The organism is Rhizobium vallis, from assembly GCF_003985155.1.
Classification (GTDB): domain Bacteria; phylum Pseudomonadota; class Alphaproteobacteria; order Rhizobiales; family Rhizobiaceae; genus Rhizobium; species Rhizobium vallis.
In genome coordinates, this window is the sequence record NZ_ML133687.1 from 180,331 (window position 1) to 194,939 (window position 14,609).

The 14,609-nt window shown below is 61.4% G+C and carries 12 protein-coding genes; 6 read left to right on the plus strand and 6 right to left on the minus strand.

Annotation, left to right across the window (positions count from 1 at the left end; translation table 11 throughout):
* The first annotated feature begins 145 nt into the window (after nucleotides 1-145).
* The 3 genes from EFQ99_RS06130 to EFQ99_RS06140 all read left to right on the plus strand — a co-directional run bounded on the left by EFQ99_RS06130 (nucleotide 146) and on the right by EFQ99_RS06140 (nucleotide 3,119).
* Nucleotides 146-574, plus strand: a complete 429-nt coding sequence (locus tag EFQ99_RS06130) for an OsmC family protein (protein ID WP_126919838.1) — start codon at nucleotides 146-148, stop codon at nucleotides 572-574.
* Nucleotides 575-654: 80 nt separating this feature from the next.
* A complete protein-coding gene (locus EFQ99_RS06135) occupies nucleotides 655-2,103 on the plus strand; it encodes an FAD/NAD(P)-binding protein (RefSeq protein WP_208722725.1) in 1,449 nt (482 codons plus the stop codon).
* A gap of 110 nt (nucleotides 2,104-2,213) precedes the next feature.
* Nucleotides 2,214-3,119 carry a DMT family transporter gene (locus tag EFQ99_RS06140; RefSeq protein ID WP_126919843.1) on the plus strand — a complete coding sequence of 302 codons (906 nt, stop codon included), beginning with the start codon at nucleotides 2,214-2,216 and terminating at the stop codon, nucleotides 3,117-3,119.
* A 31-nt stretch (nucleotides 3,120-3,150) separates the two neighbouring features.
* On the opposite strand, the gene EFQ99_RS06145 is transcribed toward EFQ99_RS06140, so the two are convergent.
* Genes EFQ99_RS06145 through EFQ99_RS06160 form a run of 4 tightly spaced genes read right to left on the minus strand, consistent with a single transcriptional unit; the run spans nucleotide 3,151 to nucleotide 8,975 of the window.
* Nucleotides 3,151-4,767, minus strand: a complete 1,617-nt coding sequence (locus EFQ99_RS06145) for a VOC family protein (RefSeq protein WP_208722735.1) — start codon at nucleotides 4,765-4,767, stop codon at nucleotides 3,151-3,153.
* A gap of 21 nt (nucleotides 4,768-4,788) precedes the next feature.
* Nucleotides 4,789-6,384, minus strand: coding sequence for a response regulator (locus tag EFQ99_RS06150; protein WP_126919845.1), 1,596 nt, complete (start codon nucleotides 6,382-6,384; stop codon nucleotides 4,789-4,791).
* A gap of 4 nt (nucleotides 6,385-6,388) precedes the next feature.
* On the minus strand, nucleotides 6,389-6,814 hold the full coding sequence (locus tag EFQ99_RS06155) for a response regulator (RefSeq protein WP_064681164.1): 426 nt from the start codon (nucleotides 6,812-6,814) through the stop codon (nucleotides 6,389-6,391).
* Nucleotides 6,801-8,975, minus strand: coding sequence for a sensor histidine kinase (locus EFQ99_RS06160; protein ID WP_425376263.1), 2,175 nt, complete (start codon nucleotides 8,973-8,975; stop codon nucleotides 6,801-6,803). Before EFQ99_RS06160 ends, EFQ99_RS06155 begins: the two co-directional genes overlap by 14 nt.
* A gap of 162 nt (nucleotides 8,976-9,137) precedes the next feature.
* Between EFQ99_RS06160 and EFQ99_RS06165 the strand changes: the two genes are divergently transcribed.
* The 3 genes from EFQ99_RS06165 (at nucleotide 9,138) to EFQ99_RS06175 (ending at nucleotide 11,169) form a co-directional block, all read left to right on the plus strand.
* Nucleotides 9,138-9,515 carry a response regulator gene (locus EFQ99_RS06165; RefSeq protein WP_126919847.1) on the plus strand — a complete coding sequence of 126 codons (378 nt, stop codon included), beginning with the start codon at nucleotides 9,138-9,140 and terminating at the stop codon, nucleotides 9,513-9,515.
* A gap of 480 nt (nucleotides 9,516-9,995) precedes the next feature.
* Complete coding sequence (locus EFQ99_RS06170; protein ID WP_126919849.1) at nucleotides 9,996-10,700, plus strand: helix-turn-helix transcriptional regulator; 705 nt, start codon at nucleotides 9,996-9,998, stop codon at nucleotides 10,698-10,700.
* A 31-nt stretch (nucleotides 10,701-10,731) separates the two neighbouring features.
* Nucleotides 10,732-11,169, plus strand: a complete 438-nt coding sequence (locus EFQ99_RS06175; protein ID WP_126919851.1) for a response regulator — start codon at nucleotides 10,732-10,734, stop codon at nucleotides 11,167-11,169.
* Nucleotides 11,170-11,217: 48 nt separating this feature from the next.
* Here the strand turns inward: EFQ99_RS06175 and EFQ99_RS06180 are convergent, their stop codons facing one another.
* Nucleotides 11,218-11,934: a sensor histidine kinase gene (locus tag EFQ99_RS06180; RefSeq protein ID WP_126919853.1), complete on the minus strand. Its 717-nt coding sequence runs from the start codon at nucleotides 11,932-11,934 to the stop codon at nucleotides 11,218-11,220.
* Nucleotides 11,935-12,026: 92 nt separating this feature from the next.
* Nucleotides 12,027-14,570: a protein translocase subunit SecD gene (gene secD / locus EFQ99_RS06185; protein ID WP_126919855.1), complete on the minus strand. Its 2,544-nt coding sequence runs from the start codon at nucleotides 14,568-14,570 to the stop codon at nucleotides 12,027-12,029.
* Between the last annotated feature and the right edge of the window lie 39 nt (nucleotides 14,571-14,609).

The following is a 14,609-nucleotide window of genomic DNA, read 5'->3' on the forward strand; positions in this document are numbered from 1 at the left end:
ACAATACACCTTTGTCACTGATTTTGTTCAGATGTAATCAACTGATGACGGATGGAAAGGTTCCGAAGCGGAGGGATGGCTGCCGCCATTGCCGCACAGGGCGGAAATCACTATCTCTGGATGGCCATTTTCAGAGGATTTCATCATGGCCGATCTCAAGGCTCGCCCCCGTCCGACCGGTGCCATCGCCGTTCTCGGCCGCACCGGCTTTCCGCATGTCACCTCCACCACCAAGGGCGAACTCGACATCGTCACCGCGCCGTCGCATCCAGGTTTCAGTCCGCTCGATCTGCTCTATGCCTCGCTTTCGGCCTGCCTCGTGCTCAGCGCCCGCATTGCCGCCAGCCAGATGGGCGTTCTCGACAGGATCAGCGAGATTACCGCCGACGTCACCGGCGAGAAGGCGACGGAAGGCCGATCGCGCGTTGCCAAATTCAACATCGCTTTTTCGATCAAGGGCGATATCGATGAGGAAACCCGGCAGAAAATTGCCCATGCTGCAGAAGACGAGATCTGCACGGTGAGCAATACCATCCGCGGCAATCCCGACTTCTCGACGACGACATCGGGATAAGCATATAAAAATTATAGACAATAGTGGCGCAAGGATTGCGCGACGGCTACCCGGCTTCTATGCTCGCGGTATCGAAAGCAATGATCCCGGCCACCATGCAATCCAAGCCTCTCCCGACGTCTAAGCAGCCCGTCGTAGCCATCATCGGCGGTGGCGTCTCCGGCGCCGGCGTTGCCTATCATCTCGCCAGCGCCAACTGCGGCGAGCGCCCTGTTATTGTGGTCTTCGAGCCACGCGCCGAACTCGGCCGCGGCCTCGCCTATGATACGACAGATCCGGCTCACCGCATCAATGTTCCGGCCGTCAAGATGAGCCTGCAGCCAGACGACGTCGGCGAATTCCAGGCCTGGATCGAAGCGCGCGACGCGGTCGCCGACGATCCTGAGGCAAAGCAGCCCGACGGTCTGCTCTTTCCCCGGCGCCGCCTCTTCGGCGATTATGTCGCCTCCCTGCTGAAACCGCTGCTCGAAGATGGCACCGTGCGTCATTGTCGCGCCACGGTGACCGGCGTCGAGCGCCATGCCGGACGTTGGTCGATCCTCGACGACAAGGGCGGCGTGACGGAGGCCGAAATCGTCGCGATCGCCACCAGCCATCCGCCGCCGGCAGCTCCCGGCCGGCTGGCCGCAAGCCTTGCCGCCCATCCGCGCTTCGTCGCCGATACCACGAAACCGGGTGCCCTCGACGTCATCCGTCCGCAGGACCGGGTATTGGTCATCGGCAACGGCCTGACGGCCGCCGATGTCATTGCCTCGCTGGCCCAACGCGGGCATGCCGGTTCCATGACCGCGATCTCGCGCCGAGGCTTGCGTTCGCGCGGGCATGCACCGGTGCCGCAGCCGCTTTTTGGCGATTTCGTCGATGCGGCGCATTCGGCCGGTTCGCTGCTGACAGCTATCCGCGCAACAATAGACGCAGCGAAGGCGCTGGGCATAAGCTGGCATGGCGTGATCGATCAGGTGCGGGCGCAGGGACATGATCTCTGGCAGGCACTGCCGATTGCCGAACGCCGCCGCCTCGTGCGCCATCTGCGCCCTTATTGGGATGTGCACCGCTTCCGGATCGCGCCGCAGGTCGAGGCCGTGCTCGACGCGGCGGTTGCCACGGGGCGCCTCGAAATCCTTGCCGGTTCCGTCGCCGATGCGCGCGTAGAAGGAGAACGCATCCTCTGCACCCTGCACCCGCGTCATCGGAGCGAACCGCTGGAGGAACGCTATGACGCCGTCGTCGTCACCACGGGCCCGGCGCATGGCGGCATTATCCAAACCCAGCCCTGGCTCGCAGCCCTTGCGGCAAGCGGCCACCTGACACTCGATCCGACCGACCTCGGCCTTGCCTGCACCGAGCGATCGGAGGCGATCGGCTCATCCGGAATGTCAGATCCTTCTCTGCTGATCTCCGGCCCGCTGGCGCGCGGCACCTTCGGTGAGCTGATGGGCCTGCCGCAGGTGACCGAGCATGCCTTCTTCGTCGCCACCGAAATCGCCGCGAAGCTGCGCGCAACCGTGACAACTGCGCATACGGCCTGATTTTCCATCCGAATGTCGTTCTCCGGCTGTCGGGTGCTGCCGACTTCTGGTAATCACCCGGCGGTCAGCATCCCATCGCCCGGGTTTTCAGCCGAGCAAAAGTCGAGATCATGTCGCAGGCTGCCTCTACCGTTTCCGAAGCTTCGCCTTCCAATCGTTTCCCGCTTGCAGTGCTCCTTCTCGGCGGGGCGGCGATCGGCGGTTCGCCGATTTTCGTCAGGCTCTCCGAGGTCGGACCGATGGCCACTGCCTTCTGGCGCGTGGCGCTGGCATTGATCCCGATCTTCATCGTCTCGATGCTGAAGAAGGATGCGGCGCCGAAGCCGCAAAGCCTTTTCGACTACGGCATGCTGATCCTTCCTGGTGTCATGCTGTCGCTCGACCTTGCCGCCTGGCACCTTTCGATCACCATGACATCGGTCGCCAACGCCACGCTGCTTGCCAATCTTGCCCCGGTTTTCGTCACCGTGATCGCCTTCGCCTTTTTCAAGGCGCGGGTCGGTCGGGTCTTCATGCTTGGGCTTGCCTTGGCGCTGGCCGGCGTCGTCATCCTGAAGGGCGGGCCGGCCGCCTTGGCCAATGGCGAACTGCGCGGTGACGGCCTGGCGATGATCGCCGCCTTCTTCTATGCCTGCTACATCCTTGCGCTCGGCAGGCTGCGCAGCCGCTTCGATACGATGCGGATCATGCTGTGGAGCACGGGGTCCGCTGCGATCTGCATCTTTCCGGTCGCCTTCTTGTTTGAGGGCAACATGTTACCGGTGACCATCTATGGCTGGTCGATGGTCTTCGGCCTCGCTTTTATCAGCCATGCCGGCGGGCAGGTGGCGATCACCTATGCGCTCGCCTATCTGCCGCCAGCCTTTTCCTCGCTGACGCTGCTGCTGCAGCCGGTCGTCGCCGCGATCCTCGCCTGGGCGCTGCTCAACGAGACGATCGGCACGATGCAGGCGCTCGGCGCCGCTGTCGTGCTTGCCGGCATCATGGTTGCCCGGGCATCCCGCGTTCAGGCATAGGGCAGCGATGCGCTTTAGGCGCCGCTGATCGTCAGCGGTTTTCCTGCAGCAACCATTTCTGGATGATCGGCACATCAGCATCGCCGAGATCATGGCCGCCGGGAATGACGTCGGAATCGACGGTGGCGCCCGAACTCTTCAGCCTCTCTTCCAACTCGCTCGCATATTTGCCGTAGGCATCCGTCTTGCCGCTGATGACGAGCAGGTCCGTGCCCTTCAGATCGGCATGCGGATAGTCGCTGAGAACAGGCATGGAGCGCAGCAGAACCGCCTTGTGAACCAGGTTCGGGTGCAGGTAGAGCAGCGAGTTCAAGAGATTGGCGCCATTGGAATAGCCGACATAAACGACCTTCTGGGGATCAAGCCCATAGGATTTGACGGCGCCCTCGATAAAGGCCGCGAAGGCCTCCGCCTCGGTCTTGATGTCGTTCTGGTCGAAGGAAAAGGGTGTGATGCGCTTGTACCAGCGCGGAAAGCCTTCCTCCGTCGCCCTGCCGCGCACGCCGAGCAGCGTGGCGCGCGGTGCCGCCTTGTTCAACAGCGGCATCAGCGTCGTCTCGTTGCCTCCGGAGCCGTGCAGCAGCACGAAGACGCTGCCGTCGGGGTCCGGCGGCGTATAGAAGCGATGAACGAATGGCAGTTCGCGATAATTGATGCGCGGCTGACCGGGCATCGAAAACTGCGGCAGCACCACTTTCAGGTCATGAAGGTTGGTGATGGCGTCGGGCGGCGCGAAAAGTTTCTTCCCGAGGGCTGCCTGCTCCTCGTCGACGATCATGCCCGGCTTGTCGGTCGCAAGCTCGATGAGCGTGCCGCCGGGCTCTCGGGCATAGAGCGAACGAAAATATTTGCGATCATGCATGTTGGTCGGCGACGCTTCGGTCGTCTCCAGCGCCTTGCGCACGGAAAGCAGCGTCTCCTCGTCCGCGGCGCGGAAGGCAATATGATCGATCGTGCCGGTGCCCGGCGCGCCGGACCAGAAGCCGCGCGCATCGCGCACGTCGATGATGTCGCCGGATTGCGAAACCAGCCTATCGATCGTGCCGCGGTTGGCCTGGAAGCGGTAACCGAAATGGCTCTCGAGAAAGCCCCGGCTTTCGGCGGGCTTTTCCGTCAGCATGGTTGCGCCGCGCACACGCTGGACGGCATGCTCGACCGGGATCGAGGCACCGTCCCAGGCGGCCGGCGATCTCAGGTCCTTTGCGCCCGCGAGCTTGAGGATGATGTTGTCGGGGTCTTTCAGCCGAAGGACGGGCTCGCCGAATTCGTCGGCCGGCCCCTCGGAGCGCAGGCCGAAGCTCATGGCGCGCGTCAGCCAGTAGCCGATGCTTGCGGGGTTGATCGACAGTGATATTTCGCTGATCTGGCCATAGCCGGCGCGGCCGGGCGAGCCATCTTCCCAGACGAGGAAGGTGAGCAGCGAACCCGGCGCCCCCGCGGCATCGCCGTAGAAAAGGTGAAGCTGCGTCGCGTCCTCGTAACCGGCCGTCTGCTTGACGACCCGCATGCCGAGAAAGCCTGCGTAGAAGTCCACGTTCGCCTGGACCTTGCGGGTGACAGCGGTGACGTGATGTATGCCTGATACCATCGAGAGCAGTCCTGATTGAAGCGGCGTCAGGAGCGCGAGTATGAGTGCTGCGACAGTCATACCGTTGCGAATGACCATCGCTTAGTTTTGTTCCGCACAAAGCGCAAGTGAATCGCCGCGCTGCAGCAATTCCAAATGATCGACATCCTCGAGTGCCTCTTCCAACTGCTGCAGCGTTGGCGGCTTGACCATATAGGCGAATGCGCCGAGATCCCTGGCCCGCCGCATATCGGTCTCGTCGCTTGAGGTGCTGAGGATGCAGACGGGAATCTGCTTGAGGCGGGCATCGGCCGAAAGCGCATGCAGTACCTCGAAACCGTCCATGATCGGCATGTTGATGTCGAGCAGCATCAGGTCGATCTGCGGCACATCGGCGATGCCGGCGCGTTCTTCGAGCAGCCGCATCGCCTCGCGCCCGTTGGTGGCGACATGCAGGTTGAAATTCACTTTTTCCCGCCGCATCAGCTTGATCTTCAGAAGCTGGATGTCGGCCGGGCTGTCTTCTACCAGCAGCACCTCGGCGAGCCTGCCCGCGCCTTCACCCGGATGCTCGGCCGATTTGCCGCTGTGCGGGACGGCTGACGCGGCGGGCGGCGCGGATATTGCCTCGGCGAGCGGCACTTCGACGATGAAGGTGGCGCCGGCCCCATCCTCTGCTTCGCACCAGATGGAGCCGCCATGCAGCTGCGCGATGCGGCGGCAGATGGCAAGGCCGAGCCCGGTGCCCTCGATGCCGCGGCCGACGAGACGTTTGAACGGTTGGAAGATCAGTTCGCGATGCTGGGGATCGATGCCAGGCCCGTTGTCACGCACGGTGAGGCGGCACATGTCGCCATACGCTTCGCCCGAGATCGTGACCTCGGGAACCCTATGCTCGCAATAGCGGATGGCGTTCGACACGAGGTTCTGCAGGAGTTGGGTCAAGAGCGTCGCATCGCCCATGACTTCGGGCAGTACCCCGCGAATGATGACGGCGCCGCGGCTTTCGATCTGCTGGCGCAGATTATTCTCCACCTGGTCGAGCACATCAGACAGCGAAACCGGCTTCAGCTGCGGCCCGCCGGAGGCCTCGAGCTTGGTGAAGCCCGAGACCTTGACGATCAGGTCTTCCATATGGTCGGCGGCACTCAGCACGTAATCGAGCAGTTCCCGGTCTTCGGCGGGCAGCGCTGATGAACCATGCAGGATGCGGCTGAAGGATTTGATCGTCCGCAGCGGCTCCTTCAGATCGTGGGCCATGGCGCGGGTGAAGATCTCAAGCGATTGCCGCTTCTGCTCCAGCTTTGCCTCCAGCACGCCGTGCATGATGGCGTTCTGGATGCAGCGATGCAGTGTTTCAGGCGAAAGCGAATCCTTGGTCAGATAGTCGCGCGCGCCGCTCTTCATCACCTCGACGGCGACGGTTTCGCTGCCCTGGCCGGTCAGCATGATGACGTTGGCGGTGGGATCGTCCTCCAGGATATCGGCAAGAACGCCGAGCCCGTCGCGCCCAGGCAGGGAATAGTCAAGCAGGATGCAGTTCGGCCGTCTCCGGTGGTTCAGCGCAAGGCCTTCTTGGCCCGTCTCAGCCTCGACGACCCTGTAAGCCGTGCTGGTGACACGGCCGAGTATGCGGCGATAGACCTCGCGATCGTCGATGTTGTCGTCGATGATGAGGATAGAGCAGTCTTCCGCCAATCTGTCAGTCCTCGAGCGGCAGGATCGCGATTTCGAACCAGTATTCCTTCAGCCGCTGGATCGCGGCAAACAGCCCGTCGAGATCAACCGGTTTCTGCACATAAGTATTGGCGCCGAGCGCATAGCAGCCTTCGATATCACGCTCGTCGTCCGAGGTCGTCAGGATGACGACGGGGATCTTGCGCCAGCCGTCATTCGACTTGATCGCTTCCAGCGTTTTGCGGCCGTCAAGGCCGGGCATGTTGAGATCGAGCAGGATCAGCCCCGGCTTCGGCACCATCGTGGCGAGCATGTCGAGCGCTTCCTGACCGGAGGCGGCCCAGCGAATCGAGTTGCGCAGATTGGTGCGTTTGAAGGCGCGCATCGTCGCTTCGAAATCGTCTTCGCTATCCTCGACGATCAGGATCGGTTGCGTGTCACGCTGCTGCATTCTGTCCCTCACGCTTTTTCCCCAAGGTGAAATAGAATGTGGTCCCGACGCCGACCTCCGATTCCAGCCAGATATCGCCATTGTGACGGGCGATGATCTTGCGGACGAAGGTGAGGCCTGCTCCGGTTCCGTCATCGGATTCCTGCGACTTTTCGAGCCGCTTGAAAATGCGGAAAATGTCCTCGTGGAACTCCTCCGGAATACCCTTGCCGTTATCCTTAACAAAAAACACGTTGCGGGCAACCGTGCCGTCCTTCCCGACGAACCGGTCGAGGTAGCCTATTGAGACAAGTGGCGCCGGCTTGTCGTTGTATTTGATCGCATTGGTGATGAGGTTGCGGAACACTTCGGTCAGCCGCGGCGCATCGCAGATCACCTCCGGCAGCCGGCCGTCGATGATGACCCTGGCATGCCGGTCTTCCAGGAGGAGCTCCATCGTTGCGGCGACATCCTTGACGATCAGGCCGATATCGGTGCGTCTGACTGCCAGCTGCTGCCGCCCGAGCCGGGAGAAATAGAGGAGGTCGTTGACGAGCTTCTCCATGCGTTGGCTGAGGCGCACCAGCCGGTTCAGCCGGCGCACGCCATCGACGTCGAGCTTGTCTTCATAGTCTTCCAAGAGGAAGCGGGAATGGTTGTGCAGGCCGCGCAGCGGTTCCTTGAGATCGTGCGAGGCGATATAGGCGAATTCATCGAGGTCGTGGTTGCTGCGCTCGAGTTCGGCCGTGTAGGCCTCGAGCTGGGCAAGCGTGGTTTTCATCCGCTCGTCCTGCCGGGCGCGCTCGCTGATATCGCGCACGATGCCGACGAAAGTCTTCGTATTGCCGGTGACGACAGCGCTGATGGAAACGTCGATCGGAAAGACGATGCCGTTCTTGCGTCGTCCCGAGACCATGCGCGTCGTGCCGATGATTCGCTCCTCGCCGGTCTGCCGGTAATGAGCGAGATAACCGTCATGCTCGGAATGGTAGGGTTCGGGCATCAGCATCTTGATGTTCCGGCCGATCGTCTCCTGCGGCGAATAACCGAACATGCTTTCGGCCGCTGGATTGAAGCTTGCGATCGTTCCACGCTCGTCGATGACGATGACGGCATCGGGCGTGCTGCGCATAAGCGCGCCGAAGCGGACACGCTCGTTTTCCAGGTGGTGGGTGTTGCGCATGAAATAAAAGATGAGAATGGCGATCAGCCAAAGCGTCGCGGCCGTGATGGCGCGGTTGGCGATCTCCTGCCAGAACACGGCTTCGTCGTGTTTGACGGCGAAGAAGCCGAGCATCAGCAGCACGGTGCAGGCAAAGGCAAAGAAAAGCGGCGCGTCCCTGTTGCCGAACCAGAGCGCCGTCAGCACCAGTGGCACGTAGAGAATGCCGTTGGCGACACCGAGCGGCGTATAGAGATCGACGAGAAGGCCGGTGAAGCAGACCGCAGCCGGGATCCAGAGCGGGATCTGCGCCCGGTTCGCCGGCTGCATCAGCCAGGATCTGGCAAGAAGCCCCGAGCCGAAAGCGACCATGCCGACCGCGGTATGCAGCGCCATCGCTGCGTAGATGCCCCAGCGATAGCCCTGTTCGGCATCGGTGACATAGCCGGCGAGCGCGATCATGCCGAGTGTGATGACGATGTAGCTCGTCAGCTCCTGCACCACCTGGCTTTTCGATCTTTCAGCCCGCAGCGAGAGCAATAGCGAAAGATTGCCGATCAGGAAGATCAGCGCCGTATTCGGTCCCATGCCGCCGCCGATCTTTGCCATGAAATCGGGGGAGATCAGGAATTGCGACACCAATATATCGACATTGTGGAAGGTACGGCCGAGGGTAACAATCTCTACGAGCCGGGCTGCTGCGATTGCCGCCGCCAGTCCTGCAGTGATTGCTGCCGCCACCCGAAAACGGCGGGCGTCGAGCGTCGAGGTGACGAGTCCCGCGCCGGAAAGCACAAAGCAGAGCGCGGTGTTGAAGGCCATCGAGGGAAAACCGGGAGCGACGGAAATGATCAGCTCGATCTGCAGCAGCCAGCCGGCAAGAACGGTGACGCCGAGAAGCACCATCAGGCAGCCGACGACAATCGCGAAGGCACGATAGCGCCACCGCCTCGGCTGGTCCTGCAGGTTCAAATCGCTCCTGTCCTGCACCCGCGTATCCTCCTCGGTTCGCGCGGTCATTTTTTCCGAAATCGAGGAATACTCAATAGCCAAGCCGAGGCTGTGCCGTGCTTTTTGCGAAACGATTCACGCTGAGCTATATCGAATTTTAGCAAAACGGCGTTATCGTGATGTGTAAGGACAGCGAGGATCATTCGAACAATATCTGGGTTGCGGTGCTGGATGCCTACTTTATTTTACGTCGACGACAGCAGAGATGACCTCTTCTATCTCGACTATATCAGCAGAAAACAGCAGGTAGATGTCGATCTATTCTGTTTTCCGACCGCCGAGGCGGCATTTGAGGCGCTGGAGCAGCGCGTGGCGGAAGGCAAGGGCCCGCCCGAGCTGCTGATCGCCGATCTTTATATGCCGCTGGACAGCGGCATTGGATTGATAGGCCGGCTGCGCCTCGATGATCGGTTCAAGGCAATGCGGCTTGCCATCTGCAGCGGATCGGATGCCGACGAGGATCGCGCGCGTGCGCTCGAGGCGGGTGCCGATTTCTATCTGGAAAAGCCGCTTGACCTTGCCGTCATTATTCTCAATCTTGAAGTGTAGGAAACGGCGGAAGCTCCGAGGCCGATTCTCCGCCGTTCGTCCGAGCCGTGTGACAAACCGCAATTGACAAGGTCGAGCACGCATCCCAAGATGCAACCGAAGCGAAGACAAGGGAACGCAAAATAAGCGCTGAGAGAACCGATCTACCCGCGTTCGCCGCCACGAACATCAGCCAACCCCTTAGCTGAATGGGCCTATCGGCTCTCTCGCGCTTACGTCTGGCACTGCCTTCTCGCATTCATGGATGTTGAATGCAGGAAGAGATACGATACCCAGGTAAGAACTACTGCCCTCAGTAAAATCTGCCCGTGCATCACCTGTAGTTGAGATAATTGATGATATCCGCCTTACATATCGAAAGTCCCCGTTTTCGATACTTGTCATCAACCGTCTCGCAATTTTTGTAGCTCTTCGCGTTTAAGAGGTATATCCCAAGATTTCGGGATCGAAGGGATTGGCGGGAGGAGAGGAAGAGTGGGAATGAACAATGCCCCGGCAATTCCCTTTCATGCCGGACCGGAGCTGAGCCGGGCGATCAACCGCACCGATTTTTTCCGTCTGCTAAAGGCGGCGGCGCAGCACTATAACTTCGAAAATTTTGCGCTTGCCCGCATTTCCGAGGCTTCGGCCCCCTTCGGCGAACGCGATATCGTCATCACCAATGTCGCCGAGCGGCGCGTCGGTCTTTTCATCACGACGTTGAAGGAGGCGCTCGGGACGGCGCGGGCAAAATCCGCCCAGTTCCTGGCGACGCCGGTGCACGGACGGAGCGCCCAGCCGGAAGGTTACTCGTCCGATCTCGTTTTCAACGAGTTCCGCAGCGGCGTCTTTCTCTTCATTCCATTGTTCACGCCGGAAGGGCGGCGATATTGCCTCGTGCTCAGCGGCGCGCGCCAGGAGCCGGACCAGAGCGAGATCGCCGACATCCTGCTCGACGCCATGCGCATCTTCGACAAGCTCTACGAGGAAATTCTGACGCAGGAAATGTCCGGGCGGCTGACGCAGCGCGAATCGGAAATCGTCAAATGGACGAGCGAAGGTAAGACGTCGGCGGAAATCGCCATCATCCTCGGTCTCTCCGAACATACGGTCAATTCGCACATCACCGCAGCCGCGCGCAAACTTGACGCCGTGAACCGCGTTCATATGGTGGCGATCGCGTTGAGAAACGGATTGGTGTCGTGAAGCTGGTTTCGGGATTGGGGAAATTAAGAGGATGACCGCCGAAACAACTCGAAGGGGTCAGGTAAAGGTTCTCTTTGTGGACGACGAATTCATTGAATTCCGCGCGCTCAAGAAGAAGATCGCCGATCTCTCGGAGCCTGCCATCGAGCTCGAATATTCGCAATCGATCGGCGATGCGCTGGAAAAGGTCCGGGCGGCGCGCTTCGACCTCATCCTGCTCGACAACCGCCTCCTGCCCAATGCCGATTTCCGCGACACGGTGCCGGAGCTGCGCGGCATCGGCTATACCGGCCCGATCGGCGTCGTCTCGACCGATATTTCGGGCGGCTATTTCCAGGAATTCCCGAATTACGGCGTCGATTTCCGTATCGGCAAGGACGAAATCGACGTCCAGGCGCTGCAGCATATCATCCGCGAATATGTGACCTACGCCGTTCCGGATTTCTGGAAAGACGACTACAGCATCTAAGCAATCCCGGCAAAAGGACTGCACGCTTTCGGCATCATGCTTTGGCCATCAGGCGATGGGAAGGCGGATGGTGAAGCGGCTGCCGCTTTCATCCGAATGCTCGAGGCTGATGTCGCCACTAAGCGCCGTCAGAAACTCTCGCGCCGTCGTCAGCCCGAGACCGGCGCCGGGAACGGTTCCCGCCTTTGGCAATTTCCAGAAGGCCTCGAAGATCCGTTCCCGATAAGCGGGATCGATGCCCGTCCCGTTGTCGGAAATCCGGATGAACCAGTCCGTCCCCTCCCGCTCTGCCGTGATGGTCACATGCGGCGGCTGCTCGCTGCGAAAGGTGAGGGCGTTCGACATGAGATGGCGCAGCGCGAGACCAAGCAGGGCGGGGTCGGTGCGGATGGAGGGCAGGCCTTCGCTCGCCAGCGTAGCATCGTGCACTGCTGTCTCGTCGGTCAGTTCGCCCCAGATTGTCTCAACCAGTGCCTGCAGATCGACGTCTTCAGGCGTCACCTGAGGGGCTCCTCCGGCAAGGCTCATCAACGACTTGGTTAGGCGCTGGGCCGTCTGCGCCTTCTCCATGATCATCCTGAGGCTTTGAAGCTGTTCGCCGTCGAGCGTCTCCTCGAGGTCGTCCAGAAGCAGCTCGGCATACATGGCAATGTGGCGTAGCGGCGATTGCAAATCGTGCGAGGCTGTTGCGAGAAAACGCTTGATTCGCTCCTCGCTTTCGCTGGCCGCATTGGTGTCCAACAGTCTCGTCGGGTTGGATGACATTTGGCAATTTCCCGATCTTCGTAGCCGACAATAGAAAAAGGGCGCCGGTTGTGCAACCGGCGCCCTCCTCAAGGATGCGTTAACAACCGCGTTTAGCTGGCAGACTTGCGCGGGCGACCCTGTTCTGGCGGGATGATTTCGACATCGCTTCCCGGTGCGGCCTTGGCATGGCGGCGGCGCCAGTCGCCGAGGAAGAGCAGGATGGGCGCCGCGATGAAGATCGACGAGGCGCCGGCGACGAGGATGCCGAAGACCATCGGGATCGCGAAGCTCGACACCGCACTGCCGCCCCAGATTGCCATCGGCACCAGCGCGAGGAAGGCCGTCGCATTGGTGTAGAGGCTTCGCGCCAGGGTCTCGTTGATCGACTTGTCGATGATCTCGCGCAGCGGCATCGACTTGTAGAGCCGCATGTTTTCACGCATGCGGTCGTAAACGACGACCTTGTCGTTCACGGAGTAACCGACGAGCGTCAGGATGGCGGCGATAGCCGTCAGGTTGAAGTCGAGACCGGTGATCGCGAAGAAGCCGATCGCCTTGGTGACGTCGAGCACCAGAGTGACGATAGCCCCGACGGCGAACGGCCATTCGAACCGCACCCAGATATAGATCAGCATCGCGAAGCTTGCGATCACGACCGACAGGATACCAGCCGAGGCAAGCTCGCCGCTGACCTTCGGGCCGATGACATCGGTGCCTTCGACGGTTGCGCTCGGATCGATCTTGGCGACTTCGGCCTTCAGCTTGGTCACTGCTGCCGTCTGCGCTTCCTCGCCGCCTTCCTGCCGCTGCGCGCGAACGAGAATGCTGTTGTTGTCGCCGAAGGACTGAAGCGTGATTTCGCCGAGGCCCAGACTATCAAGGCCCTCGCGGAACTTCGCAAGATCGGCCGCGCCCTGGGTCTTGACGGCCATCTGAATGCCGCCGCGGAAGTCGACGCCGTAGTTGAGGCCGGGATGGATGAAGAGCACGACAGAGGCGATCGAAAGCAGCGCCGAAACGGTGACGCCGAAGAAGCGCGCCTTCATGAACTGGATGTGCTTGTCATAGGGGCTGAACGGGATCAGCGGCCGGATGTTCAGCACCTTGAGTTTGCGGCGGCGGGTGATCTCGATCATCGCGACGCGCACGAAGGCGACCGAGGTGAACATCGAGATGATGAGGCCGAGCGCCATGGTCACGGCAAAGCCGCGGACCGGTCCGGAGCCGAAGTAGAACAGGATGGCCGCAGCGATTAGGGCCGTCATGTTGCCGTCGATAATGGTCGAATAGGCGCGGCGGAAGCCGGTATCGATGGCGGCGAAGGCGCTCTTGCCCTTGCGCGTTTCTTCGCGGATGCGCTCGTTGATGAGAACGTTCGCGTCGACCGCAAGGCCGATGCCGAGAACGACGCCGGCGATACCCGGTAGCGTCAGCGTCGCGCCGACCAGCGTGAGCGCCGAGAAGGTCAGGATCGTATGGATCAGCAGCGCCACGTTCGCCAGGACACCCCAGGTGCCGTAGAGAACGAGGATGAAGGCTGCGACGAGGATAAAGCCGACGATGCCGGAATAGATACCCATCTTGATGGCATCGGCGCCGAGGTCGGCGCCGACGGTGCGTTCTTCGATGACCGTCAGCTTGGCGGGCAGGGCGCCGGCGCGCAGCATGGCGGCAAGCGTCGTTGCGCTGTCGGCCGAGAAGCTGCCGGAGATCTGGCCCGAGCCGCCGGTGATCGGCTCGCGGATGACCGGCGCGCTCAGCACCTTGTCGTCGAGGACGATGGCGAAGGGATTGCCGACATTCTGACGGGTGATTTCGGCAAAGCGGGTGGCGCCGGCGCTGTCGAATCGGAAGCTGACGACCGGCTCATGCGTGTTCGGGTCGAAGCTGACGCGGGCATCCGACAGGCGGTCGCCTGATATTTCGACGCGGTCGAGGACCGGATAGGTTCTGCCTTCGGCGTCGTTCAGCATGGTGACGCCGGGGCCAGGCTGGTTGTTCGGCGAAAGCATGTGGAACGACATCTTCGCCGTGGAGCCGAGAAGCTCGCGCAGGCGCGACGGATCCTGCGCGCCCGGAAGCTGGACGAGCACGCGATTTCCGCCGATGCGCTGGATGGTCGGCTCGGAAACGCCGACCTGGTCGACGCGCTGGCGAATGACTTCAAGGCTCTGCTGGACGGCATTGTCGACATTGGCGGAGATACCGGCCGGCGAGAAGCCGACGGTGATGGTGGCTCCGTTCGCCGTGACGTCGAGATCGGTCTGGCCGGCGCTGATGCCGGTGCTGATCGGGTTGGCGAGCGTCTTGAGGTCAGTGACGGCTGCATCGCTCTGCGAGGCGTCGGCGAGCGTCACGACGATCTGGTTCTGGCTGCGGACGACGGCCTTCGGCTGGATGCCCTTTTCGCGCAGCACACGGCGCGCGTCCTGAAGCAGCGACTGCAGCCGCTCCTTGGTGAGATCGGCTTCATCGACTTCCAGAACGAGGTGCGAACCGCCGCGCAGGTCGAGGCCAAGCGAAACCTGGTCGTGCGGCAGCCATGCCGGCACGCGCTGGAGGACGGATTGCGGCAGGACGTTCGGTAGGGCGATCAATAGGCCGAGAAAGATGATCACCGTATAGGTGAGCACCAGCCATGGTGAAGTACGCATGTTGTATTCCTTGATAATCGGGGGCCTGCGCTCGGGCGC